The sequence below is a fragment of the Hymenobacter aranciens genome, assembly GCF_030580865.1.
GTDB classification, from domain to species: domain Bacteria; phylum Bacteroidota; class Bacteroidia; order Cytophagales; family Hymenobacteraceae; genus Hymenobacter; species Hymenobacter aranciens.
The window spans coordinates 372,115-397,030 of sequence record NZ_JAUQSY010000003.1; the positions used below are offsets into that span (position 1 = coordinate 372,115).

28 protein-coding genes and 1 tRNA gene are annotated in these 24,916 nt (G+C 54.7%); 17 read left to right on the forward strand and 12 right to left on the reverse strand.

Going from position 1 to position 24,916, the window contains the following annotated elements:
- Positions 1-3: 3 nt before the first annotated feature.
- From Q5H93_RS06080 to gap, 3 genes are all read right to left on the reverse strand, one after another.
- Positions 4-339: a translation initiation factor gene (locus Q5H93_RS06080; RefSeq protein WP_305005609.1), complete on the reverse strand. Its 336-nt coding sequence runs from the start codon at positions 337-339 to the stop codon at positions 4-6.
- A 12-nt stretch (positions 340-351) separates the two neighbouring features.
- The gene (locus tag Q5H93_RS06085; RefSeq protein WP_305005610.1) at positions 352-1,224 is read right to left on the reverse strand and encodes a diacylglycerol/lipid kinase family protein; all 873 of its coding nucleotides are present in this window, start codon (positions 1,222-1,224) and stop codon (positions 352-354) included.
- Between the two features lie 137 nt (positions 1,225-1,361).
- Entirely contained in the window at positions 1,362-2,369 is a 1,008-nt protein-coding gene (gene gap / locus Q5H93_RS06090; RefSeq protein ID WP_305005611.1) for a type I glyceraldehyde-3-phosphate dehydrogenase, read from the reverse strand.
- Positions 2,370-2,643: 274 nt separating this feature from the next.
- Here gap and Q5H93_RS06095 point away from each other — a divergent pair.
- Positions 2,644-2,715 (forward strand) — tRNA-Glu (locus Q5H93_RS06095).
- Between the two features lie 164 nt (positions 2,716-2,879).
- On the opposite strand, the gene Q5H93_RS06100 is transcribed toward Q5H93_RS06095, so the two are convergent.
- The gene (locus Q5H93_RS06100; RefSeq protein WP_305005612.1) at positions 2,880-3,362 is read right to left on the reverse strand and encodes an HNH endonuclease; all 483 of its coding nucleotides are present in this window, start codon (positions 3,360-3,362) and stop codon (positions 2,880-2,882) included.
- Between the two features lie 164 nt (positions 3,363-3,526).
- Here Q5H93_RS06100 and Q5H93_RS06105 point away from each other — a divergent pair, with 164 nt between their 5' ends.
- The 6 genes from Q5H93_RS06105 (at position 3,527) to Q5H93_RS06130 (ending at position 9,134) form a co-directional block, all read left to right on the forward strand.
- Positions 3,527-3,817, forward strand: a complete 291-nt coding sequence (locus tag Q5H93_RS06105) for a hypothetical protein (protein WP_305005613.1) — start codon at positions 3,527-3,529, stop codon at positions 3,815-3,817.
- 38 nt (positions 3,818-3,855) lie between these two features.
- Positions 3,856-5,553, forward strand: coding sequence for a DUF262 domain-containing protein (locus Q5H93_RS06110; RefSeq protein ID WP_305005614.1), 1,698 nt, complete (start codon positions 3,856-3,858; stop codon positions 5,551-5,553).
- A gap of 107 nt (positions 5,554-5,660) precedes the next feature.
- Positions 5,661-6,569, forward strand: a complete 909-nt coding sequence (locus tag Q5H93_RS06115; RefSeq protein ID WP_305005615.1) for a M12 family metallopeptidase — start codon at positions 5,661-5,663, stop codon at positions 6,567-6,569.
- Positions 6,570-6,694: 125 nt separating this feature from the next.
- On the forward strand, positions 6,695-7,363 hold the full coding sequence (locus Q5H93_RS06120) for an Eco29kI family restriction endonuclease (RefSeq protein ID WP_305005616.1): 669 nt from the start codon (positions 6,695-6,697) through the stop codon (positions 7,361-7,363).
- Positions 7,364-7,489: 126 nt separating this feature from the next.
- Positions 7,490-8,701 carry a DNA cytosine methyltransferase gene (locus Q5H93_RS06125; protein ID WP_305005617.1) on the forward strand — a complete coding sequence of 404 codons (1,212 nt, stop codon included), beginning with the start codon at positions 7,490-7,492 and terminating at the stop codon, positions 8,699-8,701.
- A gap of 1 nt (position 8,702) precedes the next feature.
- Complete coding sequence (locus Q5H93_RS06130) at positions 8,703-9,134, forward strand: very short patch repair endonuclease (protein WP_305005618.1); 432 nt, start codon at positions 8,703-8,705, stop codon at positions 9,132-9,134.
- On the opposite strand, the gene Q5H93_RS06135 is transcribed toward Q5H93_RS06130, so the two are convergent.
- The gene (locus tag Q5H93_RS06135; RefSeq protein WP_305005619.1) at positions 9,114-9,368 is read right to left on the reverse strand and encodes a hypothetical protein; all 255 of its coding nucleotides are present in this window, start codon (positions 9,366-9,368) and stop codon (positions 9,114-9,116) included. The two genes, Q5H93_RS06130 and Q5H93_RS06135, sit on opposite strands and share 21 nt — an antisense overlap.
- Before the next feature lie 45 nt (positions 9,369-9,413).
- Here Q5H93_RS06135 and Q5H93_RS06140 point away from each other — a divergent pair, with 45 nt between their 5' ends.
- Positions 9,414-9,839, forward strand: coding sequence for a hypothetical protein (locus tag Q5H93_RS06140; protein WP_305005620.1), 426 nt, complete (start codon positions 9,414-9,416; stop codon positions 9,837-9,839).
- 60 nt (positions 9,840-9,899) lie between these two features.
- Here the strand turns inward: Q5H93_RS06140 and Q5H93_RS06145 are convergent, their stop codons facing one another.
- The 6 genes from Q5H93_RS06145 to Q5H93_RS06170 form a co-directional block, all read right to left on the reverse strand.
- On the reverse strand, positions 9,900-10,520 hold the full coding sequence (locus Q5H93_RS06145) for a hypothetical protein (RefSeq protein ID WP_305005621.1): 621 nt from the start codon (positions 10,518-10,520) through the stop codon (positions 9,900-9,902).
- 690 nt (positions 10,521-11,210) lie between these two features.
- The gene (locus Q5H93_RS06150; RefSeq protein WP_305005622.1) at positions 11,211-11,408 is read right to left on the reverse strand and encodes a hypothetical protein; all 198 of its coding nucleotides are present in this window, start codon (positions 11,406-11,408) and stop codon (positions 11,211-11,213) included.
- A 77-nt stretch (positions 11,409-11,485) separates the two neighbouring features.
- Entirely contained in the window at positions 11,486-11,704 is a 219-nt protein-coding gene (locus tag Q5H93_RS06155; protein ID WP_305005623.1) for a hypothetical protein, read from the reverse strand.
- Positions 11,691-13,034 carry a hypothetical protein gene (locus Q5H93_RS06160; protein WP_305005624.1) on the reverse strand — a complete coding sequence of 448 codons (1,344 nt, stop codon included), beginning with the start codon at positions 13,032-13,034 and terminating at the stop codon, positions 11,691-11,693. Before Q5H93_RS06160 ends, Q5H93_RS06155 begins: the two co-directional genes overlap by 14 nt.
- A gap of 167 nt (positions 13,035-13,201) precedes the next feature.
- A complete protein-coding gene (locus tag Q5H93_RS06165; protein ID WP_305005625.1) occupies positions 13,202-14,095 on the reverse strand; it encodes a hypothetical protein in 894 nt (297 codons plus the stop codon).
- A 633-nt stretch (positions 14,096-14,728) separates the two neighbouring features.
- Positions 14,729-15,277, reverse strand: coding sequence for a hypothetical protein (locus Q5H93_RS06170; protein WP_305005626.1), 549 nt, complete (start codon positions 15,275-15,277; stop codon positions 14,729-14,731).
- Between the two features lie 240 nt (positions 15,278-15,517).
- On the opposite strand from Q5H93_RS06170, the gene Q5H93_RS06175 reads away from it, so the two are divergent.
- From Q5H93_RS06175 to Q5H93_RS06195, 5 genes are all read left to right on the forward strand, one after another.
- Entirely contained in the window at positions 15,518-16,018 is a 501-nt protein-coding gene (locus Q5H93_RS06175) for a hypothetical protein (protein WP_305005627.1), read from the forward strand.
- A gap of 32 nt (positions 16,019-16,050) precedes the next feature.
- Positions 16,051-16,227, forward strand: coding sequence for a hypothetical protein (locus tag Q5H93_RS06180; protein WP_305005628.1), 177 nt, complete (start codon positions 16,051-16,053; stop codon positions 16,225-16,227).
- A gap of 1 nt (position 16,228) precedes the next feature.
- Positions 16,229-16,783, forward strand: a complete 555-nt coding sequence (locus Q5H93_RS06185; protein WP_305005629.1) for a hypothetical protein — start codon at positions 16,229-16,231, stop codon at positions 16,781-16,783.
- Between the two features lie 122 nt (positions 16,784-16,905).
- A complete protein-coding gene (gene terL, locus Q5H93_RS06190) occupies positions 16,906-18,234 on the forward strand; it encodes a phage terminase large subunit (protein ID WP_305005630.1) in 1,329 nt (442 codons plus the stop codon).
- 74 nt (positions 18,235-18,308) lie between these two features.
- On the forward strand, positions 18,309-19,001 hold the full coding sequence (locus Q5H93_RS06195; RefSeq protein WP_305005631.1) for a hypothetical protein: 693 nt from the start codon (positions 18,309-18,311) through the stop codon (positions 18,999-19,001).
- Between the two features lie 406 nt (positions 19,002-19,407).
- Here Q5H93_RS06195 and Q5H93_RS06200 read toward each other — a convergent pair whose 3' ends face one another.
- The gene (locus Q5H93_RS06200) at positions 19,408-20,043 is read right to left on the reverse strand and encodes a hypothetical protein (protein ID WP_305005632.1); all 636 of its coding nucleotides are present in this window, start codon (positions 20,041-20,043) and stop codon (positions 19,408-19,410) included.
- A 239-nt stretch (positions 20,044-20,282) separates the two neighbouring features.
- Here Q5H93_RS06200 and Q5H93_RS06205 point away from each other — a divergent pair, with 239 nt between their 5' ends.
- The 4 genes from Q5H93_RS06205 to Q5H93_RS06220 are packed head-to-tail and all read left to right on the forward strand — an operon-like array spanning position 20,283 to position 24,898.
- A complete protein-coding gene (locus tag Q5H93_RS06205) occupies positions 20,283-20,771 on the forward strand; it encodes a hypothetical protein (protein WP_305005633.1) in 489 nt (162 codons plus the stop codon).
- 3 nt (positions 20,772-20,774) lie between these two features.
- A complete protein-coding gene (locus Q5H93_RS06210; protein ID WP_305005634.1) occupies positions 20,775-21,290 on the forward strand; it encodes a hypothetical protein in 516 nt (171 codons plus the stop codon).
- Positions 21,291-21,295: 5 nt separating this feature from the next.
- On the forward strand, positions 21,296-22,507 hold the full coding sequence (locus Q5H93_RS06215) for a hypothetical protein (protein WP_305005635.1): 1,212 nt from the start codon (positions 21,296-21,298) through the stop codon (positions 22,505-22,507).
- On the forward strand, positions 22,508-24,898 hold the full coding sequence (locus tag Q5H93_RS06220; RefSeq protein WP_305005636.1) for a hypothetical protein: 2,391 nt from the start codon (positions 22,508-22,510) through the stop codon (positions 24,896-24,898).
- Positions 24,899-24,916: the final 18 nt, after the last annotated feature.

A 24,916-nucleotide genomic window follows, 5' to 3' on the forward strand; every position in this document is an offset into this window, starting at 1 on the left:
GCATTACCCCCCGATTTTCTTCGCCTTGTAGCCTTCCTTCACCAGCACTTCCAGCACTTTCTCGCGGAAGTCGCCCTGCACCACAATTTCACCATCCTTGGCGCTGCCCCCCACGCCGCACTTGGTTTTGAGGAGCTTACCCAGCGTTTGCAAGTCCGCCTCAGTGCCCACAAAGCCGGTCACCAGCGTCACCTGCTTGCCGCCGCGCTGCTTTTTGTCGAGCTGCACGCGTAGCTGCTGCTGTTGCGGCGGCAGCGTGGTAGCTTCGGCCGCCGCGTCGCTTTGGTACTCAAAATCGGGGTTGGTGGAATACACCACACCGGTGAAGTTCTTTTTCATAGCTCAAGGTATTTAAACGGCTACCGCCAGCGCCAGGGGCAATAGCTCAACATCAAATTCGGTGGCGTGGCCCATATAGTCGCCATCGACGTGAAAGCCCAGCGGCTCTGGGGCTACTACCCGCGCCTGGGCCGTGTGAAAATATTCGGCGGCTTTGGACTGGGGTAAATTGCCCATTGCCAGGCCTATCGATACTTTAAGCGCCCGCCACACCGGCAGGTCGTCGATAAGGCACACGTCGAGCAGACCATCGCGCAAATCGGCCAGCGGGGCGATGTAGGCGTTGTTGCCGTACTGCGAGGCGTTGGCAAAAGCCAGCACGTAGCAGCTGGTTTCCAGTAGCTCCTGCCCGTTCATCTCAATGCGCACCGGCACCGCCCGAAAGCGGCGGTATTCGCGTAGCGTCACCTTCACGTAGGTACTCAGACCGCGCGTGCCGGCCTGGGCAAAATGCTGACTCACATGCGCATCAAATCCCAGCCCGGCGGTGCAAAAAAACGGGTGGCCGTTGATGCGCCCCACGTCCATGCGGCTGAAATCGGGCTTGGCCAGCCGGCGCAGGGCCGCTGCCAAATCCAGCGGCACCTTGAGGTGGCGGGCCAGGCCATTGCCCGAACCCTGGGGCACGATGCCCAGCGCGGCGTTGGTGCCCAGCAGGCCGCGGCCTACTTCGTTCACCGTGCCGTCGCCGCCCACGGCTACTACTACTTCATATCCCTGGGCGGCGGCGGCGGCGGCCAGCTCCACGGCGTGGCCGGCGCGCTCGGTGAGGCTCACTACGTAATCGGCCTCCAGCGCGCCAAAGTGCTGTGCAATCAGCGCGGGCGTGTCGCGGCGGCGGTTCGGCCCGGCCGTCGGGTTGAGAATAAAGCAGGTTTTGGGCATAATCAGCTACAAAGAAAAACCGCCCGCTCCACAACTGCGGAGCGGGCGGTTTTTTGGTGGGGTAGTGGGGTGGTGAATTGGTGGGCTGCGGTCTGAATTATCCAGCTGCTACTTCACCTGGTTCTCCAGTCCGCCAGTTAGCCGTTCATTTTCTCGCCAAGTTTCTGGATGAGGTCGGCGGTGCGGGTCGAATAGCCGGTTTCGTTGTCGTACCAGCCAATTACTTTCACCAGCGTACCGTTGGCCGAAGTCAGCTCCGAGTCGAAAATGCAGCTGTGCTCGTTGCCCACGATGTCGATGCTCACAATCGGGTCGGTGGTGTATTCGATGATGCCTTTCATGGGGCCTTCAGCGGCCGCTTTCAGGGCCGCGTTAATTTCGGCCTTCGTGGCTTCTTTTTTCAGAATCACGGTCAGGTCGGTCATCGAGCCATCCGGCACGGGCACGCGCATGGCCAGGCCATCGAGCTTGCCTTTCAGCGTGGGCAGCACCAGGCCTACGGCTTTGGCGGCGCCGGTGCTGGTGGGGATGATGCTGTAGGCGGCAGCGCGGGCGCGGCGCAGGTCTTTGTGGGGAGCGTCCTGCAGGTTCTGGTCCGAAGTGTAGGCGTGCACCGTGGTGATGTAGCCTTTCTCGATGCCGAACACGTCGTCGAGGACTTTGGCCATCGGAGCCAGGCAGTTAGTAGTACAGCTGGCGTTCGAGATGATGGTTTCGTCGCCGGTCAGGGTGTCTTCGTTCACGCCCAGCACTACCGTCGGGATGTTGCCGGTGGCGGGAGCCGAGATAACTACTTTCTTGGCCCCGGCCGTGATGTGCTGACCAGCGCCCGCCTCGTCCACGAAGCGGCCCGTTGATTCGAGCACTACGTCCACGCCCATGTCTTTCCAGGGCAGCAGTTTGGGGTCGCGCTCGGCCAGAGCAGCAATGTGCTTGCCGTTTACGGTCAGGCTGTTGTCGTCGTAGCTCACGGTGCCGTTGAAGCGACCGTGTACGGAGTCATACTTCAGCAGGTGGGCCAGCGTCTTGTTGTCGGTCAGGTCATTGATGGCGACAACTTCCACGTTGTCGCGCTGCAGCAGTGCCTTGAAAGTGAGGCGGCCAATGCGGCCGAAGCCGTTGATGGCGACTTTAATTTTTGCCATTGTGGGAATGGGGAAAAATGAATGACGGGCCGCCGCCGTGGCAGCCAGTTGAAACGCGGGGCGAAGATAGCAGGTGTAGCGCGGCTACGCTCTATCCGCTGCGTATAAACCATCGGGAACCGGTTTGGGTTAAGTAGTCCGTAGGGGAATCGAACCCCGGCAAAAATTTCAGCCTGAAAAACAGGCTCGTTTTCGCGCTTCCCAGCTTTTTTTTGGACTACGCTTGCAAATTCAAAACCGCTTGCCGTACCTTTGCACCACCAAAACGAAAAACGGTCCGTTCGTCTAGGGGTTAGGACAGTAGATTTTCATTCTACCAACAGGGGTTCGATTCCCCTACGGACTACATTAAGTCAGAAATAGTACAATTTCTGACACGATTAAGCCCTTCTGAATCAGTCAGAAGGGCTTTTTTGTTGCTCGGAAAGTGCAAAGGTAGTCTGGTCTGTACCGTCGGAGGTGTGAAACTTGTACCGCTTTCTGTACCGCTGATAGCGCTGTGACAAAGCGTCATACACCATTTAGAGGGAAATTCACAGGGGCTAAGCCAGCTTGGGCAAGCGCCTGGTCGTAGACCTTCGCCGCTTCGAGCTCGTCTTTGAAGGTGCCAAGCCCTTTGTTCTTCCCGTCGAGCCGAATCTGCGCTGCCCAGCGCTGCTCTCGCTTCTTCCAACTCACCCCGACGTATTTGCTACTGGAACTGCCGTTCTTGTTGCCGAGCAAGTTCTGGCAGTTCTGCCGCTTGGTTACCCATCGTACGTTGGTGTAATGGTTGTTGCCGGGGTCGTTGTCGATATGGTCAACGATGTTCAGGGTTTGCGGGTCGGGGTTGGCCACGTAGCAGAGTGCCACGAGCCGGTGGACGTGCACGTAGCATTGTTTATCTTCGGCGTTGAAGTAGCAAACCGCCGTGTGGCCGCTTGGCTGCGGTTTCGGCGTTAGCCAGGAGCCACGCGCACCGATGACGCGGCCGTCGTCGGAAACGAGAAACATTGGGTACTGTGTGGGGCGGCGGAGACGTACGCCGTCGTGGCTCATTTCTTCAAGGAAGGGTAGGGTTTGCATCCTATTATATCCCCTACGGTCAGCCCGGTTTGGTAATGCGAAGAATTATTATAACCTTAGCGAAGATTCCAACACCAACTCAGCCAAATCCAATGACTCTTGAACACTACGCGGTATCACCAAGTGAAGCGATTAGTTATTCGGTCCCTGAATACACTTCAATAGACACTAAGCTTGAGGTCGTCAAGAGATTTTTGGACCTCTACGGTAACAAAACCACTGATTTCTCAACGGACCATCAATCTGATGAACACTCGTTCGCAATCACAAGCGACATTGATGGTCAGCCAGCCAAGATGACCGTCGCTATGATGCCAATGGAAGCCGGTGATGAAGCGCAGGTTTTAACTGGAGCATTTTTCAATTGGGCTCGCAAGCGGTAGTCATCTCAATTTATCAATAACAACCACTCAATAGAACAATGGCAGGCATCAAAATCAGGGATTTCTTCAACGGCAGGTTCTTTGAAATTCCGAAATACCAACGCGGGTATGCGTGGGAAAAGAACAACGTTCGGGATTTGTTCAACGACGTTACCGAAGCGGTTGAAACCAATTCTAACCACTATATCGGCACCATAGTCTTGTCGCGGGATGACGATGACGACGAGAAGTTTCACGTCGTTGACGGCCAGCAACGCATCACCACCATTACGCTGATGATGGCGGAACTGGTGAAGCACTTAGAAGAACGCGACTCTCATTTCTACGAGCGGATATACATCAGCGAGAGCGACAGGCATCGGCTGTTGCCTCTAAGTCGCGACCAGAAGTATTTCGTGGACCTGTTAGGCGGGACTGTGGGTGAGCCACAGAACAAAAGCCAGCGCTTTCTCAGCGGGGCTTTTGAAGAGATTGAGGCCAAGGTGGCAGCGATTCCTGATAAGCTCAAATTTCTCAAGTCAATAGAGAAGCTTGAGATTATGGAGTTCGTGGAGAACTCCGAAGGCGATGCCATTCGGATATTCCAGACGGTAAACGACAGGGGCAAGCCGTTGTCCAACATCGAAAAGGCAAAAAGCCTACTCATCTACTTTTCCAATAGGTACCTAGGCAAGCGTCTTGATAACTCAATCAACGACATCTTCAGCGACATCTTTGAGATTTACGATGACATCAAGCACATTGGTGAGTCGCTGAATATCACACTAATTGCAAACAAAGATTTCAATGAGGACAATATAATGCGCTACCACTTCGTGAGCTTCTCCGATGAGGATTATGACCCTTCGGCTAGTCAGGTGCTCAACTTCCTGAAAAGGAGGCTCACCAAGATGAGGAGCGACGCAGGTGATGGGGACTTCAGTGAAATGGAGGCGTTTATCAAGGAGTACGCAAGCAGCCTTCACGACTTCTTTTTCGCCTGTCGCCAAGTAGTTCAGAAAGCGGAAACCAACGAAAAGTATTACAGGCTGTTCGTGATTCTGAACCTGTCTGCTACACTGTACCCGTTAGTGACCAAGATGGAGGCACTTGGGCTCATTGATAAGCCTTTGCCCAAGCGCAGTCATTACACCTTCTTCGACCTGATTGAGTTGATTGATGTGCGCGTCTACAAAACGCGAGGAACTGACCCGAAGTCGCACATTGCGAACTTCACCCACTCGTTGGCGAACCGCAATGAAGGCGATGTTGAGAACTGGCTGATATGGTTCAACGGGCACTGGATGCCGAAAGAGCTATTTCAATCTTACCTGTGGGGCAACATCTATGGTAACCGAGCCCTAAACCACATCTTCCTCACCTACTCCGAACACCTATCCGGGAAGCTCAACAACGTTGACCAACTGAAAGCCTTTGTCGGACGTGTGCCCACCATTGAGCACGTGCTTTCGCAAACGCCTAAGTTCGCACCCAAAGGACTCGGCTTTAAGAACACAGAAGACTTCTTGAGCTTCGAGGATTCACTGGGCAACCTGACGCCGTTGGAGAAGAGCCTAAATTCTGCTGCGCGGAACAAGGGGGCTACGGACAAAATCGAGTTCTACAACCGAAGCAAGTACAAGATGACGCGTCTGCTGGGCTCCGCCATTGATACAGCCAATGGCTTCAACAAGAAGCAGATTGAAGACCGCACCACTGAAGTAGGCACGTACTGCCTTGAGCGCTGGTGGTGCTAGTCTCGTATTTGTATGGCCTTTCTACCCAGAGAATCAAAAGAAGGCGGGTAAGCAACTATGTTCATAATGTGAGACAGGCGTTGCTTGTTTTAAGATAATTCCTTACTTTGCACGTTCTTATTCAAGTTCCAAAACAAACATTCAAAATGGAAAACAAACCACGTATCTGCTCTTGCATTGAAAAGTCTATTCCGCTAGATGAGCATTCGCTTTTCGACATCGTGACAGCATACAGAGAAAGACCTAAGAATCTATTGCTTGATGGCTTAAGTACAAAGACTAAAAATAGATTAGACGAAGCAGCGAGAACCGGAAATATGCTGCTCATTAGCTTTTCCCCTGAAGATAGGGAGCAGCTATTTGAGCTGAAATTATCTAAAAATGAGAAATGGAGTAACGGGAAAACCCTTAGAGTAAGGTTTATAAATGGCTCTGAATTCTTGCAAAATAAAGTCAAAGAATTCGCTCCTATCTGGGCTCGCTACGCCAATTTAGACTTTAAGTTTGTTGAATCAGGCGAAACGGAAATTCGTGTTTCGTTTAATCCTGACGGCCGTTCTTGGTCGTATATCGGTACTGATTGTGACACGATAAACCAGAATGAGCCTACAATGAATTTTGGTTGGTTTGATGAAACAACGTCCGACTTTGAATTCAAACGGACTATTTTACACGAGTTTGGGCACGCTATAGGTTGCACTCACGAACATCAAGGGGCAGGTATCCCTTGGAATAAAGAGGCTGTTTACAAATATTACCAAGAGTCCCAGAATTGGACACAGCAGCAGGTTGATGACAATATTATCAACAAGTATTCAAGGCCGTTAACTAACAGTGTTTACGATAGCCAGTCAATAATGCACTACCCTATTGATGCAGCTTTGCTAGATGATGCTTCGTATGCTGTAGGGCTCAATGCAGACCTTTCGGAAGAAGATAAGGAGTTCATAGCTTCCATATACCCCGGACGTCCTCCGTACGATTTGTTTGTGGAGCGCATCGAAAATCTAAAATGATAGATTTGCCAGCCATAAAAAAACCAGAACACGTGTTCTGGTTTTTTTATGGCTGTTGCTAGGGAAAGAAGTTTTGTTTCCATACTTTAGTACCCCCTTTGTTAACATACAAGGGGATTCATTGTATGGAACCGTTTAATGTCAGCAAACACACATTTCAGTCTGGGTCAATTAGGGAGTTGCTACTTGAGGCAGCTGATTACTTTGACTCATCACCAGTTTATGAACTCCCACCTAGCAAAGCAATGCGCTTCAAAGGCGGCGGAGTTTACGCCATCTATTACAAAGGAGCGTTTTCATACTATGCCCCTCTAGCTACAAGAAACGCTCAGGGATTTTTAACGCCGCTGTATGTTGGCAAAGCAGTGGCTCCTGGCGCACGGATGGGATTGGTAGAGCACGATGGTAATCATACCTCCCTTTATTCGCGGCTCAGGCAGCACGCGGGTAGCATTCAGAAAGCGCACGACTATGGCGTTAAGAATGGGGTAGAGGACACTATAAAGCTGAGCGATTTCTATTGCCGGTTTATGGTTATTCCTGAGGAGTTTGCTGGACTAACTGGCCCCGTTGAATCTGCTATTATCCGGCGTCATAAGCCTCTGTGGAATGCTGGGTTAGATGGTTTCGGTAATCACACTCCGGGCAAAAGACGTTTCGACCAGTCTAAGTCTCCTTGGGATGTATTGCATCCTGGTAGGGAATGGGCTGATAAGTGCCGAGGACCGGTTCCGGAAAAAACAGGTATTCTATCGTTCATTGAGTCCCATTTAGCTAAGACCATTAGTTCGTAGCTTTTGGACCAATGTAATGCTCCTCTAAGCTAAATTTTCTGGTATTGGGTGAGCCGAACGGGTCGATTTGCTGCTATCTTCGTTGAAATCGTAGTGCTGCTCTGGTGCAGCAAAGACAGGTAACGAATGAGGTCCGTAGAGATGTTTTCGGGTGCCGGTGGCTTAGCTATCGGAATGGGCAATGCTGGCTTTCAGCACGAAGCCTTGCTTGAGTGGAATAAGCACGCTTGCAATACATTGCGCGAAAACAAGTCGCGCGAGTTTCATCACGCAACGCACTGGCGCGTGGTTGAAGGTGACGTAAGAGCTTTTGATTTTGCCAAGGAAGTCACTGGTCACATTAACATTGTGGCTGGTGGGCCACCCTGTCAGCCGTTTTCAATGGGTGGCAAGGCGCAGGGCCATATGGATGCGCGGGATATGTTCCCCAGCGCCATTCACGCGGTATCAGAGCTGCGGCCGGAAGCGTTCATTTTCGAGAATGTGAAGGGCCTGCTACGCGCGGGCTTCGCGTCGTATTTGGAGTACGTGATACTCCGTCTGTCTTACCCCGAGTTGGTGAAGGAGGAGGACGAAACGGTTGAAGACCATCTAAGCCGTTTGGAGCGGGCACACACTGGCAATACCTACGAGGGGTTAGCCTATCGCCCCGTTTTCCGTCTGCTTAATGCTGCTGATTACGGCGTACCGCAGAAGCGCGAACGGGTGTTCATCATTGGGTTCCGCTCGGATTTGCACGAGGAATGGTCTTTCCCAAAACCCACGCACTCCCAAGACGCTCTACTGTGGGCGAAGTGGGTGACCGGCGAGTATTGGGATGAGCACAAAATGGCCAGAGCAGACCGCCCGCAGTTGGACACGAAAATGAAACGTCGGATTGATAAGCTCAAAGACCGTTATGGCCTGCTTATTGGTCCCGATACGCTTCGCTGGCGCACCATCCGTGACGCATTGGTAGGTCTTCCGTCTCCTGTTGAAGGAGAAGACTACTGGGCGTCGCACCAGATTATGAACCACGAGTTCCGTGGTGGGGCAATTGCTTATCCTGGTCACACCGGCAGCGAAATCGATGAGCCTTCAAAAACCATCAAGGCTGGCGACCACGGCGTACCGGGCGGTGAGAATATGATTCGCTTTTACGACGGCAGCGTTCGCTACTTAACCGTCCGAGAGTCGGCCCGTATTCAGACTTTCCCCGACGATTACTTCATCACCGGCTCGTGGGGTGAGGCAATGCGGCAACTGGGTAACGCCGTGCCCGTGTTGCTAGCTCAGACAGTCGCGGAGAGTGTGCGACAGCAACTAGAGCGGGGGCATTTTAGAATGAAAGTAGCATAGTATGGCCACCACCCAGGATGCAGCGCACCGCAACAAAATGATGCGGGCAGTTAAATCGAAGAACTCTAAGATTGAAACTGCATTGGCAAAAGCACTCTGGAGCAAGGGCTACCGTTACCGTAAGAACTACACTGGTATTATTGGCAAGCCGGACATCGTGTTTACACGTCTCCGGCTTGCCATTTTTATTGACAGCGAGTTCTGGCACGGCAAGAATTGGGAAACCGAGAAAGCCAAAATCAAAAACGACCTCTCGTTCTGGCAGCGAAAGATTGAGACAAATGTTGCCCGCGACGTCCGTGTGAACGCGGAGCTAGCAACCGCAGGCTGGCACGTGCTTCGGTTTTGGGGCAACGACGTCAAAAAGCGACTCGATGAATGCGTAGAGACAATCGAGACGACAATCAAGCAGCTAACTCAACAGGTCGGCTAGGCTAATGTATGCGGCGTAGTCCTCCAAGCACCTCGTGGCGGTGAAGGTGCGGGTGCGCTCAATCGACTCGTAACGCTGGTTGTAGTACACCTCACAAAAAAAAGTGCCGAGGTGGTACAGGTTCACCGCGTCCTCCTCCTCGTACCGCCGGGCCAAGTACGTGCCCTCGACCAGCACGATGGCGAGCTGCTCGGCTAGATTCAGGGCGCGGAACTGGTGATGACCGAGTGGCATAGTGGTGAATGCGGATAGGCGCTATCTTCTTACAAAGCACGAAAGATGGCGAAAAGTAACGTAATTACCGGCGAGGTCACCTACCCGAAAGTCTTTGCTGAGCTGGTTTGCCCGGTGGATGGCGTGACGACTCAGCACAGCCAGCGTCGAGTCATCGCGCACTGGCTCGGCCAACGGGGGAAGGAGTGGCAAATTCTGGTGCAATGCGCAAAATGCAGGCTGGAATACATCTGGCGCACTAACCAGGTGCCGGAAGGCCTAAAGCCATTCCACGTCCACATTCAGGCGCACGGCGGCCACATCGCGGAGCTAGGCGTAACGGTGCCTGACTTATCGGAGCAGTTCACGGTTTTAGCTGTGGACCGTCAGGGCGCGTTACGACAGGCTATGTTCTCTTCCACGATGCTAACGAGTGGTCAATTGGTGGAAACGTTCATCGACGGCATCGAAGAGCGCGACGAGCGGTATTAAACAAAAAAAGCCTTGGCAGTGCCAAGGCTTTTGCGTTCGTTCTGCAATTAGAGAGTCGGCTTAATAGCCGAGCATATCTAGGGCTTCGTCCCTGCTAATTAACCGCCGAGAGGGCTTAGGCAAGTCAAAAAGGGCTTCAACTGCCGCTTGTTGTATCTCGGTTTCCGTGGCACCGTTACGGTAGAGCTCAAGCAGCCGCAAGGTGACCTCAAGTTGGTCAGCCTTCAGCCGCAACGTGTAACACTCGGCATCGTCCCACGTTTTTCGCACGTCGTCGTCGTAGCTTTCGTTGTGTAGCTTTTCGATGTCAAAGGACAAGTTTACAACCCGTTGCTGGTAATAATTTAGCCCGTTAATCAGGTCGAACTGATGTTGTTTATCAGCTCCCATTGCCTTTGTGAGTTCAGCGTTAGATTGAAAGTCACGCTTAACGGCCCACTGCACGAGGTTAAAAAAAGTGTCTTCGTAAGCCTCGTCGGTTTCACCTTGCCGGTGCTTGATGGCTTCCAGCGCGAAATATAGGAGCTGGCGTTGGTGTATGGTAAGTGTAGCGTAATCGCGGCGGAATTGTCGCTCGACTTTATCGGTAGCATCTACTACTTTAATAGATTTAGCGCGTTTTCGTTGTGCGGCGTACCGCGCCTTGGATGAGCTACGAGTAGCTCTGTTTTTGATTTTCATTGAAATCAGGTGCAAAAGCCGAGATAGTACAATTTTACTAAATCGACAGTAAACTCTTTGAGTAGGCATAATGGGGTTGTCAGCCCCAAAAACGAGGTCAATGTTTGACGTTAGCGAAGGACAAAGCGCGGCCAGGGCAGCATTTTGGTGCTGCTGTGGGAATGCTATGAAAGGTGGATGCTAGAGGGCCTGACGAGGGCCGGCTAGCACAGGCACAACAGAAGTATTGTGAGGTGGTGGATGGTTACACCTGCTTCTGGTTGGTGCTTCGAGATAATGTTACCATCGCTAGTTATTGGCGCGAGTGGCAGTCATTAAATCTCGTTCTGAATTGTTTTGCAAAAATACGACGACTATGCCTCTGATGTCAAGTGCCTTGAAAAGAACGTGGTACTCTTAACCTTTTGTGTGAAAAGCGAATTATTAGTAAAGTGCAAAAATAAAAGCCCTGTACAACTGCCAATTGCGGCAGTCATACGGGGCTTTTGATACAGTCCGAGCCTAAATTCTGCCCAGAAAAGTGCGTTTCCAGTTAACGTAGGTAAGAAATAGGAATTATACTTTTTACCAGCTAAAATACAGCGCGTTGCTTATTAGGGTAGCAGCCGGGCTATTTCTTGCGCGAGCAGCGAAGCGAAGAAAATAGGTAGGGCGTGGCGCTTGGCGATGGCGATGAAGTCTTGCACGGCACTAAACAAGCGGGATTGCGTGGTGGGCGACGGCGGCGAGAACGACATCAAGGGTTTCTTTGATGGACGTGCTGCGCTGCCGGCGGTCGCTGAGCTGCTGCGCGAGGGCGCGGAGTTGTTGGTAGGCGGGGCGCGAGCAGGTGACGCTGGTGGTGTCGTACTGCTGGCGGTACGGTTGGGGTGTTGGGGTATCGGACATTGAGTGTGCTGCCGATTTTGGCCGACCAAGTTGGCCGGTGAACACAGTATATACTGCGAACGAGAAGCGTGTTTCGGTTAGCGCCCGACTTCAGCTAGGAGCGTGATGCAATCCACGTCGTGCAGCGAACGCAGCCGGTGCCGCTGTAGGAATCCGTTGAGGTGGGTGGTGGGCACGTCGATTGTCAGTTCCACGTCGTCCGAGGCCGACAGCAGGTAATGCAGGTGGTACTGCCCGTCGGTTAACCGGATGGTGACGCCGTGGGGATTGGTGGTAATGGGACTAGAATAGCTCATACTGCTGGTCGTGGATGCGTAGGGCCTGGGCGGTGTAGGGCTCCAGCGTCATCTTGATTTTGATGTCGAGGGCGGCGAAGGCACTCGTGAACCACTGTAGCACGTTGCGGCCCCAAGCCGCAGGCACTACTACCGAGTCGTGGATGGTCAGCACGGGCAGCATCCAGGTTTTGGCCTGCTTACCGAATCGGTTGATGACCATCTCACTTTCGCGCTGCTGCATTCCGATGGCAAAGTGCTTGTAGTCATCCTTTTTAATTTCCAGGATGAAGCGCATCACATTGGGGAAGTGCTTGGCGATGGCAACGCTTTCGGGGTATGCGTTCGGCCCTTCGTTTAAGAAGCGCTGGCAGTAGTACACGCGCTGAAAGAAGCGACCTTTGAACTCCTTGCGTTCGGCTGGGTCAGCAATCGCGCGGCTGTAGATGATTTCGTGTAGCTGCTCGTAAGCCTGGCCGGAGGTCGCCAGTTCCACCCAGCGGGCCACGTCGCGGGGTATGCCGTGCTCGATGGTCAGGTAGTGCTCAATGAGCGGGATGCAGGCGAACACCAGTTGCGAGGCTGGTATGTCTGTATTGAGTAGGTCGGTGTGCCCGTCAAGCACCAGGAACTGCCGCAGGTCGGTGGGCAGGTTGGTGATGTTGGTGTGGGCGCGGCGGCCTTTGTTGTCCACGAAGAAGAAGAACTGGCGCGTGTGCAGCTTGAAGATGGACACGAAGCGCACCATAAGCTGGTTGCGGTCGGGGTGCTCGTTGATGTGGGCCGATACAGCTTCGAAGTGTGCGTTAATTTCGTCGGCATCGTTCACGTCAAATTGTAACCACATAAGAGGCATAGGAGAGGAGGCAGCCAGGATGTGGGTGATGGCCTCGCCGTAGCGTACCGTGACGGTCTGGAGCTGCTGCTGTAGGTAGCGCTGCTGCTCATTGAGCTCGTTGCGGTGGGCCAGCTTATCCGCAAACTTGCTGCTCTGGTTGAACACGCAGAAGGCGGGCGCGGCTTGGTGTTCCTCGGCGAGTTGGTAGCTCTTCGCGAAGCTGCCGACCTGGTAGCTGTCGGCGGCCAGGATGATGCCGTTCTCGGTAAGCATCCGCTGGATGAGCAGCCAGTACCGTTTGCCCATCAGGGCTGCGAGGGTGGCTGAGCAAAGTTGCTTCGGCTGGCCGCGCTTGGCGCTGCGGTCGTAGATGTGGTTGTTCCAAAGAAGGTCGAGCAGGTAGCAGACCTTATCCCAATGCGTGGGCTTGGTGAGTATGCTGTACTCGGGGTGGTGGGTGAGCTGGGCGCGCAGGGTGGCCAGTGTTGTCGGGATGTTAAAAATCCGCTGCATTGTTACTCTCAGTACCCTCAGTTTTTAATCGACTGGGCGGTGGGGAGGCTGGCCGGCCTCACCCACGCTTCACCGCGCTGAGAGTGCCACGGTGGTCGTTGCCCGTATTGTTACAGTATATACTGGCTTTATATGCCCCCCTTTGGCATTTGTTTGGTTGACTGCTTCTACGCTCTAGGCCAGCTATTAAAACCGCGACTGTTATCTCCCATCAATTCGTACTCGGCGAAGTCTAGAATCCATTGGTATTTCTCCGCAACGCGGGCGTCTAAACCAGCTTTTTGCTTGCCTTCGTAAATTCCCTTTACAGTCTCTAGCTGCCGTCGTTTTTCGTTTGTGTCTAGCTCAAGAAACGACGTGGATATGACACCATTAGGCCCTAACAGTTGTTCTAGCTCATTGTCTAAGTAATCAGAGTGCAGCATATTGTAGTTGAAGTGGTTAATAAAAACCTGACTATCGCCATCTTCTACAAACATAATTCTGTTTAAGTGGGCATAAAGTTGCTGCTCAGCTAATACAGCCTCTCTTAGTCGCTCACTGAGTATAACACGTGGAAACTTTGCCACTTTGCTTTCTAGCTGATATGCTTCAACTAAGCCCCCAGAGAAAATCATATTTTCATCAGAGTAGTAAGACCCAATAGTGATGCCTCCTCTTGTCAAATAGCCTTGTTCCATTAGCATTGACTGATAAGAAGACAAGTACATATAAAGCATTCTCAATTGTTCGTGGAACGAGTACCCTTTGTATGTCATTGGGACTGCTACGCACAGGCAGTCAGAGAAGAGTTTAGCCGTTAAACATTCCTTCCAATCATAAAAAGGGTTATCACCAGGAAACTTAAATCCATTAGGCTTTATGAGTGAAACAGCGGGGTCTAGAGCATTTTTGAGTTCTTCTAGAATAGCCGGAGTTTCACCTTTATCAAACTCTTGAATGATTTGCGAGAAGCCAAGTATATCAACAAAAGCCACTAAGTGGAGAGGTGCGTCAATCATATTATCAGTTGAGGTTGGTTGAAATGTTTGAAAACTTGCCTGAAAGTAAAGAATAAACAATCAGAGTTGTACAAGAGGCTTCATAAAGGCCTAAGGTACGTAAGTTGAAAAATGGTCTAACCGCTACTGCGATATAGATTAGGCACAAGCCTACGTGCTAACCGACAAAGCCAGGTTATTGCGTTACGATAAATTTTATCATACATTTGCGAAACAAAAAAGGAGTTGCGCAAAAGCACAACTCCTTTATACCAATGCTTTAAGCATTGTTCCGATGTTCTAACCAAGTTCAAGCAACAGGCTTTTCCTTGGCAAAGTCGTGGCTTAGCGTTTCTTCAACCGGTCAACCGGTATCCGAAACACGCCGCCGCCTTTTTTGTACACCCGTTTGCCCTTCTTTGTGATGTAGGGCGTATAGATATACTCTTGGCTGTCATCTGGCTGTCTCACCGCTCTGATGTAGTCTAGGGTGACCGGACCGTTCCCCACACGCGCCTTGCGTGAAGGACTGTCCAGAAAGCTCCGTCGAGGTGCGAACTCGGCGGGGCAATTTTATGGGATGGGTCGGTTTTGGAAGCCAACCCCTCTCTTCAACGAACGCCCACCGACAGGTTTGGAATCTGCTGGTGTTTCCTCGGATTCGTTTTGGGAGAGTCCCTTGATTAGGCCCTCGCGCAAGCGCGAGGGCCTTTTTTATGCTACTTCTTCGTGTTCGGGCTTTAAAACATCGCCGTCGAACCACTCAGGCAAGCCATAGTGGCTAGTGTTTGCTTTATCGTTACGCACACGGTGGAATACTCCATCTTTCACCAACTGAGCCAACGCACCGGAAACACTAGAAGCAGGGAAGTCCTTGCCTTTCGCTTCTCGAACAGTTGCGAGAATGTCTTTCGTTTGAACGATTGCGTTGCCTTTTTTTACGAGTTCAACCAAGTACTCACGAACGTTGAATTTTCGGGGCTTTTTGACAGGCGGTTTTTTGCGTACACCAGTCGTGGAATGGCTATTTCCGGTATTAGCGCTGGGAGTGATATCATTACCATCTTGACTTGTTGTTCCATTAGGCTCCAAGTCAAGTTCTTTAGTCAGGTTATCGATAAGCGTAGTGAGCGTTTTGTACCGTTCCTGAGCAGTGCGGTATGCTTCCTTCGCTTCAACAAGAATCGCATTCGCCTTTTCGCGACTTTCCTGAAAAGCTTGAAGAGCTATCCTCTTTTCTAGGGTGGTTCCGTACGTAAGCATAAGCGGTTTCTTTAGACTTCAAAACAAATGTACGAACGCGAACGGAATAACAACGAACGGAAGAAAAAAATTATGGTTCGCGAACGGACGACTTATGAATGCCCGTTTTTGCGTTTTATTGCGTTTGCGAATACGTTCATTACTGAAAAATAAATCGCCCTAAGTGCGAGGGGAGCTATAGCCCGGCTATAGATAGTGTGCCAGAACGTCAGCGCAAATGCTGCCGCCTGGGTACACTAAATGCAACGCAATGCAAATTCCCAACAACACCAAGACGAAGTAGCCCAAGCCGAGAGCCGTGAACGGCGCAAGGCCGACGAGCTGGTGAGCCGTTTGAACTCGACCGGCTACAACGTCGTCGGCAACTGGTCGGCCACTGGCTCTTACGCCAGGATAGACGGCACCCTCACGTTCGGCAACGGCAAGGTTTACCAGACCGAGCTGAAGGTCCGCAACGGCCTGAGCACCCAGTACGACACCGGGATGCTTGAAGTGAGTAAGCTTAACGCGATGCGTCGGTTGATTGCGCAAGGCCAGGAGGTGGCCTATGTGTTCATCTTCGACGACCAAGCGCTGTTCTGGCCGGTACACGCGCTGCTAAAGCACATCGATAGCGGTCGCATCGAAACGACCAGCTTCAACAACCTGCCCAACACGAGCTACGGCCGCAACCGCGACCGCGTGGCGAAGCAGGTGGTGCTGCTCCCGACCTCGATGGCGAAAAAAGTGGCGATGCGCTAGGACTTTGGCTATAGCGAGGCCATATATAGGCTATGAAGAACGCTAACACCAAGCTGGTTGCTGTACACGTCGAAGACCACGCCCGGCTCTCCGCGATTGTACGCCGCCTCAACGAGGTCAGCGGCCGACAGACTCACACGCTGCAATCGGTGGTAAAGCTGCTGCTGGATGTGTACCAGGGCAAGCACCAAAATACCACCGCCGTGTAACGTGTCCACCACCCACGACGACGTACTTAACAACAACGAGCCCACGCCTCCCGAAGGTGGTGGGCTCGTTCCCGTGCGGCCCAAGCGTGGCCGGCAGACGGAGGCGATGACCGAGGCCCGGCGGCTGAAGCTGCTGGAGATGCGGCTCGCCTGCCGGCCGAGGTCGGAGCAGCTGGCCTACTACGTGAACGAGCTGGGCCTCTCCGAATCGTCATTCGACCAGGACGTGGCCTACATCCGGAAACACTTTCTGAATCCCAACGCAACGGCCTACACGGCGCAGGAGCGGGTAGAGAGTCAGGTGCGCCACTACGAGCGGCTGGCCGAGAAAGCCGAGGCAGCGCGGGACTACCGTGGAGCTGCTGACATCCGGCACAAGATTGACAAGCTCTTTAAGCTCGTCGGCCCCAGCGTCGCCGTGCAGGTGAACAACATCACCCAGCAGGCGCCGGACCTGACCAGCCTACCAGTACACGACCTCGAAGCGATGGAGGCGATACTGGCCAAAGCGATGCCCACCGACGTCACCTGGACCGAAACCAATTCCCCGACCTAACGCAGGTACGCCAGGCGCTATACCAGAAGAGTTACTACCGCTTCTTCCAAGATGCCTTCAAGGCGCTGCATCACGGCAAGCAGGCCGACATCAACTGGCACCACAAGTACCTCTGCGACGAGTTGCAAGCGGAGGCCGAGCGTGTATTCGCTGGCGAGGCCAGGACGCACGACCTGCTACTGTGTACCCCACCACGCGCCAGCAAGTCGCTGCTCGTATCAGTATGCTTTCCGCTCTGGTGCTGGCTGAACTGGCCGACGGCCAAGTTCATCTGCGTATCGGCCAACCAGCAGCTTGCCAACCAACTCGCCCTGCAAGGGCGGGACCTCATCAACTCGCCCTGGTTTCAGGAGCACTTCGGAACTAAAGTAACTTTACGAAAGGACGTAGATGCGAAGAGCAACTACCAGACGACGCAGGGCGGCACACGCTTGGCGTTCGGTCGTGGGGCCAACGTAACGGGGTTCGGTGCCGACATCATCCTAGTCGATGACATCAACTCGGCCAACGAGCGGGGCAAGCCAGCAGCAATCCAGGAGGCCAGTAGTTACTACGACGGTGCGCTCAGCTCACGCCTGAACAACGCCCTGGTGGGTGGGCGCATCATCCTACAGCAGCGCATTGCCGAGGACGACCTCATCGGCCACCTGCTGGCGCGGGACGCGCAGCACCAGGACGCGGCGCAGGTGGTGAAGCTGATTTCAATTCCTGCTGAGCTGGCGGGGAATACTACTGTATCACCGCAGGAGCTGCGCGAGCACTACGACGCGGACGGTCTGTTCTGGCCTTCGCTGTTTCCACGGCGGCGGCTGGACCAGCACCGGGCAGAGTTGGGAAGCCGGGACTACGCCAGCCAGTACCTACAGCGGCCAGTACCCGAGGGCGGCAACCTGTTCCGAGAGGAAGAGCTTACCATCATCGACAGCACGGCCTTCGCGGCCGAGACTGCTGACGCAGTCTGGCACGCTTGGCTCGACACCGCATACACCGCCGACGCGAAGAACGACGCCAGCGCGCTGCTCATCGGCGCGGTGGTGGGCGGGTACCTGTACGTGGCCGAGGTGCACGAGCTGCGACTGGAGTTTCCCCAACTGCTGCAGAAGCTTCCGCAGCTGTTCGAGAAGTACCTGACGACCCGCTCGAAGGTGTACGTCGAGGGCAAGGCGTCGGGGAAGTCGGTGGTGCAACAGCTCAGGGCATCGTCACGCTTCAACGTGGTGGAGGTTAGCCCAGGCCGGGACAGCAAGTACACGCGGGCCGTGGCCGCGTCGCCCTTCGTGGAAGGGCGGCGGGTGAAGCTGCAAGCGGCGCGGTGGAACAGGGGTTTCATCGACCAGCTCACCAGCTTCCCCAATGCGGCACACGACGATATGGTGGATGTGCTGCTGTATGCCATTGCCACCGCACAGAAGCCGGTGAGTTCGTTCAGCACGTTCGTCATCGGCCGATAAAAAGAAACCCCTGCATCACCAGGGGCAGGGGTTTCAGGGGTTTCTCTGGTGCCCCAAAAACACAGACACACAGAATGAAGACGTTCAAGTTAGACGGTAAAGAGTACCGCTACCCCGAGCACTGGAGCGAGGTAACGTACTGGCAGTTCGTGGCCTACTCGGCCATCAAGGCCGACACCGACCTGAGCCCGCTGCGGAAAGCGGGCGACGCAGTCGCCCTGCTGACGGGCCTGGAGCAGGCAATCATAAACGCGGCAGAACCTCGCCTGGTCGTGTCCGTGCTCGAACAGATGGCGTTTCTCAACGAGGAACCTTCGGAGCCCGTGGTGGCGAAGTTTGACGCGTCCGGCGAGACCTATTACGTGCAGGAGATGGACAGGAAAACGTTCGGCCAGTTCGCCGCATACGAGGACATCGCCCACCGCCACCGCAAGGAGCCGCTACAGGCGCTGCCCCAGCAACTGGTGATGCTGTGCCGCAAGGCAGGGGAGACGGCCGACGACCTCACCGCCGACGAGACGGCGCGGCGTACCGAGCTGTTCTTCGAACTGCCCGTCACCACCGTGCTCGGGGTCGCTGCTTTTTTTACCGCTGCCGCTCGCAGTATCCACAGCGCTACCGTCTCGTCTTCGGCGGTCCTAGCGGTGCGGGCGGCCCTGCTACAAAGGCTCGACGCGATTATCAAGAACGCTGGGGATGGTTCGGTGCCGCAGTTACCCTGGCAACGGAGACTCTACGCCAGGCTCATACGGTGGTGCTTGCGATGAACGTCTGCGACGTGCTCACGCTCATCGAGCATCAGTGCCACCTAGCAGACGTGCGGGAGGCTGAGGAGAAGCAACAGCAGCACTAGATTTTGTAACCACATAAGAGGCGTATAGCAAGACCGTCCCCACCTTCTAGTCTCTTATAGTTTTCGAATAAGAACCTTTCTTGCGTAGATTTGTAATGAAAAAAGGAGCCTTGGCGAAACGAATCGCCTTGGCTCCTTTAATAGGGATTGCACGCTTCCCTAAGCGAATTACCAATCATCTGGAACCGGCGAGGTGGGAAAATATCCGCCTGGCTTATGAGGCCATTAGATTTTTCTATCCTCATTTGGTGAAGGGTCACCCTCACCAGTTTCAGAGTTGACATCAATTCCTGCTGTAACAGGAAGTGATATTTGCGCGGTCAGTGATTTAGAATCTCTAAATTGCTGACCGCGTCTTTGTATTCAGGCTTGATTCTGCCATCCTCAAACCAGTCGGGGCTTAGGTAATGGATTGTGCCTTTAGAGCCCTTTTCATTCATCTTAATAACTTCCTTGTTGTCCTTGGCCATACGCGAAAGGGTTGGCCCAATTCGTTTCATAACTGCTTCTTCACCTTCGCGCTGGAGTTCAGGTTCCTCCTGCATAATAGCTCTTGTGACGCCCTTGATGCCAGATATGGTTTTCCCGTGGCCATAATGTTGCGGGTTGCGCAAAACGAAAAGAATCTTCTTAGCCTGAGGCCACTCGCTATCATAGAAATACTCCCTGTACTCACAGGAATTGAATAGCCGTAATGGCTTCAACTTAGCTGGAATCTTGAATCTATAGATTTCATTGTGAGACGTGCACTCATACCCTACGCCAAGTGAGCAGTTTTCAGGAATGTCTTTGAGAAACAACTCGTAGCCTTCTATCCTAGACTCAACCTCTGCCAAGTAGAGGCGTATCGTTTCAATGAGTTTCTTGTCTTCGGCCATCTTCTTTCTAACGATGGCAACAACGTCGCTTTGGACGTCTTCTGGCAGCTTAGAGAATGGGGGGTTGGCAAAAAACATTGTGGATTTGTGCTGGAATACTGAACAAAGGTAAGACAGTGTTTTGCGTTATCGCAAGTAAACGCAAAACAAATTTGCAATTTGAGGCAAATGAACGCAAATGTATGGTCGTTTATTAGGTGTTATGGTCTATTAGAAAGACGATTAGTGTTAAAAATAAATTTCAAGGTTAGGTTTGAGTTTGCTCACGATATACATACAACAGCCACCCGCTGGCCCAATACCGTGCCCGATTATGAATGGCGACCACATCCCGCCCACTACCGAAAGACCAGCCCAAGGACATACGCGGCCTGTACGACGCCCTGAAACAGATAGCCGCGCAGCACGTCGCCTTCGCTGACTTCGGCTGTGGGGAGTCCGTAAACTACACCAGCAGCACCCGCAACTACCCGCTGCTATATCTGGAACTGCCGTTCTCCATCAGCGTCGCTGGCGACCAGGGCAAGGGCTACCTTGAGACGTACGACGTGACCGTCGCGGTGGCCGACCGCACCCCCAGCGATACCACTGAACTGGACCTCATCAACGCGCTGAGCCGCGTGAAGCAACTGCTGGTACACGTGCATACGCTGCTGGATGCCCAGGTCAAATGCTCGCCCCTGAGCATCCTCACCTACCAGGAAGCGGGCAGCGACAGGATGGTGGTGGCCCGCGGCCAGTTCACGGCCACGATGTACCGCGCTGACGCACCCCAGGACGCGGCCAAAAGCGCAACGCTCGCCTAACCGATGGACGCGAAGACCGCCGTGCAGCGCCTAGCTTCCGCCAGCAGCGCCACCACGCCCGACCAGATGAAGCAGCGGGCCCAGGAAATGCTGGCCGGGCTGGGCGACTTGGTGAAGCAGTACGTATACGGCCGCCTGCATCCTGGCGCTTCGAGCGCGAATGTCAGGCCCAACAGCTTCGCGGGGCACATCGAAGTGGAGGCGACCACTGAAACGCTGGCCGTTTCGATGCCCGGCTACGCCGAGAGCATCGACCGGGGCCGCAAGGAAGGAGGCCGTAAGGTGCCGATTGCGGCGCTGCTCAAGTGGCTGGCGGCTCGCGGGGTCACCCCAAGGCGCAACCAGACGCTCAACAGCATCGCCTTCGCGGTGCAAAACGCCATCTACCTGCACGGCATAAAGGCCCGGCCGTTCTTGGTGGGTACCGAAGAGTACCTAAGCCAGCTGGTGGATGCCCTCATTGATGACGTGCTCCTGCCTGAACTGGTGGGAATGCTCGACGATAAATTCCCTGACTAAGCGCATTGGCTAACGACCACACCCCACCCCAAAACCCGAGTATCGTCAGCCTCACGGTGCAGCCTACGCAGCTCCAGGCCGCATTCAATCCCGTCCTGGTCACCCTGCACGACGAATGGCCGACCACCGGCACCAGCTACTTCGTGCGCGTCTACGTCATCAACACCCGCGACGTGGTGCCCACGCCCAGCAAGACGGGCCGACTGGTGGCAACGCTCATTCGCCCAGCTATCGGCCACGAAGCGGCCTTTGACTTGGCTGGTGTGCTACAGGGTGAACTGGACCCGCCGCAGCCCGTCGCAGCCGCTGGCCGTGACGCTGCCGCCTACGTCGGTTACTACTACCAGTACGGCACCGTTACCTACGACGTGGCGGGTGTGCAAGTGCTAACGCTGGTTTCCGAGAGTGCCGTTTGCTGGGCGTTGCGGGCTGCGCTGCCGCTGAGCGGTACGGGCGACCTTACCAACAGCTTCGGCCGCGCTTATGATGAGGCAACACCAGAAACAGCGGGTGCCCTGCCGCTGACCAACCGCCCCACTGTCGCGGAAATCGACCGGGCTTCGAATGTGTTACTGCCGGTGTTCTTCTGCCGCGAGGGTACGCAGGGGCTCACGCAGAAGCTTTACGTCAGCGCCACGCTAACATATGCCGACGGCTCGACCGAAGATGTGACCGGCGCAAAGATTAGCGCGAATGCTGGCGGCGTGTACCTGCTCGATGCCTCGCCCGCGACGCTGGTATTCGATACGGTATTTCGCAATGCGCTGCTACGCATCGATGCGCAGGTGTACGCCAGCTTTGAAGCGCTCGGAGAGGGCTACCCGCTGACGGTGGCCCGCACGTTCTTGATGCGTACGGCCCCGCTCCGGCAGCCGCTGGAAGTGCGGTTTGTGAACCGGCGCGGCGGCTGGGATGCCCTCAGCTTCACCCGCAGCCGCGAAGGCCAACTCAAGACGAAGCCGGTGCTGTATAACTCCCTGCGTGGTGAGCGCGTCCTGCGCTTCGACGCGGATAGTGAGGAAACGCTGTTCACTCCCTGGCTTCCTGCCTCGCACGAGCCGTGGCTGCGTGACCTGCTGCTCTCGCCCTACGTGACCGTCGATGGCGCCTACGTGAAGCTCAAAGCCCACACGCTGAACCGCAACAACGACGACGACCTAGTTTCCCTGACCCTGACGTACCAGCCCGAGTACGACGAAAATGTGCTGACGATGTAAGTGCCCGACGTTAAGCTTTACCTGAACGAACAGCTGGCCGACACCAGCGGTGCCGTGAAGATTGCGCTGGCTAAGGTGGTGGCCGACTTTCGCAACCCCACCAAGAAGACCGGCGCGTACTCGTACACCATCAAGCTGCCGAAGTCGGCCGTGAACCGGCGCATCTTCGCCCACGAGGACGACGCGGCGATGCTGGGCAAGTTCCGCCAGACCTACGCCGCCCGCCTCGAAGTGGGCGGGGTTACGCTCATCGCTGGCACGTTCAACCACAATAGCAACGAGCCCGCCGCTTTCGTGGGTAACATCACTGGCGACCACCTCCGCCGCAAGCTCGGCGACGTGCTCGGCGACAAGAAGCTGCGCGAGCTAACCACGTTCGAGAAGCTGGACTTCAACGGTGACCCGTCTATCCTGGCTTCGCTCACGAAGCCCGCGCTGTATTGGGCACCAGGCGGCAGGCCGAGCGGTGACGGTAACTGGTCGGAAGTCTGCTTTCCCTACGTGTATGACAGCTTCGCCCGGTTGCGAAACCTGCACGGTGTGCCGCTGAACTACGAGCGCTTCGGCGTGTCGCACTTCGCGGGCAGCGTGGTGGAGAACATCGCGGCCGATAGTGAGTATACGTTGGCTGGTACCATCCTGGACAAACCTGAGTGGCGCAAGCTCACGCTGCTTTATTCCAACGAAGACGGCCAAGACCCGCCGTACAACTACGGTAAGCTGGCCGTTGGCAGCGCTGATATGGCGTTCACCAACACCGCCGAGGACGAGGATGGTGGAGATTACTGGATTGTGGTTTGTAACCCCGGCTCGATGGACACACTAACCACCGTCAGCGGCGACCAAGCGCAGCAGTTCGGCGCTGACGGGGTGCTCTCGCCAAAGTTCTCCGGTGATTACGACATCCGTTTCACCTGGCAGGCCCGCGTAGTTGATACCAAACAGACCGGCTACCCAGCGCAGGCACACAAAGCAATTGCGGTTTTCCGTGACCTGTCGGATGGCGACACGATTGACCGGCCGTGGGGTGCCATTGCCTACGCCGACTTCAACGCAGAAAATGTGTTGGACTCGTCGTGCCTCATTTCTAACGTCACCTCCAGCGTGGCGGGTAGTGGTTCAGCTGGTGATTCTGGCTACGATAGTAGCGGCAACCTGAAAGCGAACATCATCCGGCTAGAAGCAGGTCACCAGTATCGCCTACAGATTTACTTGGCCGTGCCAAAGGGTAACCGCACGGAGTTTAGCGGGATGAACGCCAGTTCGGTTTATGGAAACGTCGTTTACGTGGCGGCTTGCAACGGGCCGCTGCTGCTCGACCCGGCGCGTTTCCTGCCGGATATGACGCAGGCGGCTTTCCTGTCCGGCATATTCCGGTTGTTCAACTTGTTCTACGACTTGGACGAGGCGACCAAGGTGCTGACGCTTTACACGGCCGACGAATACTACGCCGCCAACGCTGCTAACGTGATTGACCTTTCAGGTCATTGCGACCCGCGCACGTTCAACGAATCGCCGTTCACGGAGGCAGAGTTGGGCCAGATGTTCAGCAAGTTTGCGGAAGACGGCGACTTTATGAGCCTGCGTACCGACCTGCTGGCGTACGCTAACAAGGATGCGGAAGCCGCCGCGACAGAGCTGCCGTTCGCGGCGCTGGGATTCGTGGAGGTGCCAGTCCGGCGCTACGAGATGGACGCGCAGTATACCGTGAGCAAAGTAGCCGACGGTATCGACTTGGTGCCGTGCATCCTGCCGGATGCTGACGTAGCAAATAGCGCGTTGCTGAGCGACTACGCGGCGGAAGCCAACTTCGCCCACAAGCCGCGGCTTGCCCTCTATGAGCAGAGCGCAATCAATGGGCCGCTGTGGCAGTCCTCTTACGGTAACGTCAACGTCACCCCGCCCGACCCGCTCAACCACGAGGGGCTTTACCTGAAGCGGGCCGTGCTCACTGGTGACTTCTTCCAGGCGCACCCCATCCCCCGCCCACGCCTGACGTTCTTCGGCCCCGGCCAGCCTGTCCGGTACAAGATAGTTGAGGACGTTCCCCGCCGCCTCGTGTCGCTGGTTCGCAGCACCGACCCCAACATATACACGCTGAGTGACCCCGATTTCCTGGTGCTGTCGGTTACCAGCACTAACGTCAGCTTGGCTATTGACGTGGATGCTGCCAATGCGTTCTACGGCGAGGTGTACCGCAGTAATCGCCTGCTCGCTCGCCACTCTCACACCGTGGACGGCGTGAGTAAGATGGATGCTTCGCTTTACGCCCGCCTCGATGGGCGGGGAATCGTCCGCATCGGCTCCGGCTACTATGTGCTGAGTGGCATTTCCGGCTACGAGGTCGGTGGTGACAGCGCGAAGATTGAGCTGTACGTGCAGGTGATTTAATGTGTGCTGAACCAGCAT